The organism is Pseudomonas sp. (assembly GCF_037994325.1).
Taxonomy (GTDB): domain Bacteria; phylum Pseudomonadota; class Gammaproteobacteria; order Pseudomonadales; family Pseudomonadaceae; genus Aquipseudomonas.
This window is the reverse complement of sequence record NZ_JBBNAH010000207.1, coordinates 1-1,502: the sequence shown is the minus strand read 5'-3', so window position 1 is coordinate 1,502 and position 1,502 is coordinate 1. Positions and strand designations below refer to the sequence as shown.

Here is a 1,502-nt window from a genome sequence, read left to right as displayed (position 1 = left end):
CATCTATTCCGAGACGCAGCTGGTGCATATTCCCAAGAAAAAGAAACAGCCGTAGGGCGAGCGGCTGCGTACAGAGCCCAACTTGCACCGATAAAAATGCCCCACCAGAGCGGGGCATTGGTTTGAGCTAAACGACTTACTTAACCCGGAAGCGATTCACCAACTCAATCAAGCGTTGGTTAGAGCTCATCAAGCCGGCGGTGCTGCGGTCCACACTCACCCCGCTGCCGACTAACTCCTCCACCACCTCACGTACCGCGACCATATTGCGGTTGATCTCCTCGGACACCGCACTCTGCTCCTCAGCGGCCGTGGCGATCTGCGTGCTGAGGTCGTTGATATGCAGCACCGAGCTGGCCATCTCGTCGAGCCCGACGGTAACCCGCGCGGTTTTGTCGGCAGTGGCCTGGCAGCTCACCTTGGTTTTTTCCATGGCCGCCACGGCGCTACTCACGCCTTGTTGCAGGCGCAACAACATGTCGTTGATTTCCGAGGTGCTCTGCTGAGTGCGCCCGGCCAGCGCTCGCACTTCATCGGCCACCACGGCAAAACCACGGCCTTGCTCGCCAGCACGTGCAGCCTCAATGGCGGCGTTCAACGCCAGCAGGTTGGTTTGCCCGGCAATCTCGCCAATCACCCCGAGTACGGCATTGATACGTTGTGCATCGCCTTCCATGGTTTGCACTTTGGCGGTGGCACTTTCCACTTCTTCAACCAGGGCGCGCACGCTGTTGGCCGCATCATCCACCACGGCACGCGTGCTCTGGGCGTTTTGATTGGCCTGCTGGGTAAAGCTCGCGGTTTGCGTGGCACTTTGCGCCACGGTGTCGGCGGTGGAGCTCATTTCGGTGATGGCGGTCACCGCTTGATCGGTTTCCGACGCATGCCGCGTTAAGGCTTGGTTGGTCTGTTGCGACAGCTGCTTGAGCTGGGCAATTTCGCTGGCAATTTGCGTGCTGGTGGCACTGACGTCGACCATCATGTGCTGCAGGTACTGGATAAAGCGGTTCACCGACACCGCCACCTCATCGACCTCGTCATTACCTTTGAGCGCCAGGCGTTTGGTCAAGTCAGCATCGCCGGCCGACAGCGAATCGATGTTGGCTTTAAGCACGCCCAGGCGGCTCATCAGTTGCCCGACGGCGAACAGCATCAGCAGCAACAGGCCGATCACCATGGGAATCTGCAACCAGCTCAGGGTGGTCAGCACGGTGTCGCTTTTGGCCGTCAGTTTGCTGGTGGGCAGCGCGGCGGCAAGCAGCCATGGCGTGCCTTCAATTGGCGAGAGGAAAAAGGTGAAGTCTTCGCCCTTGCTGCTTTCGTAATTACTTTCGTAATCGTTGCCACGGCTGCTGTTTTTCAGCGCGGCTTGCAGGGTCGCGATAAAAGGCGACTGGGCGGCCAAGTCGGAGACATTTTTCAGCACGATATTGCCGCTGATTTCCGGTTGGTTACTGAGGATTTTGCCGTCGGCCTCCACCACCATCACTTCGCCGCCGATG

1 protein-coding gene is annotated in these 1,502 nt (G+C 58.9%); it reads right to left on the bottom strand.

Annotated features, from left to right (window positions below; genetic code table 11):
• Positions 1 to 136: 136 nt before the first annotated feature.
• The coding region (locus tag AAAB16_RS06970; RefSeq protein ID WP_340662687.1) for a methyl-accepting chemotaxis protein at positions 137 to 1,502 on the bottom strand (1,366 nt) is incomplete at its 5' end.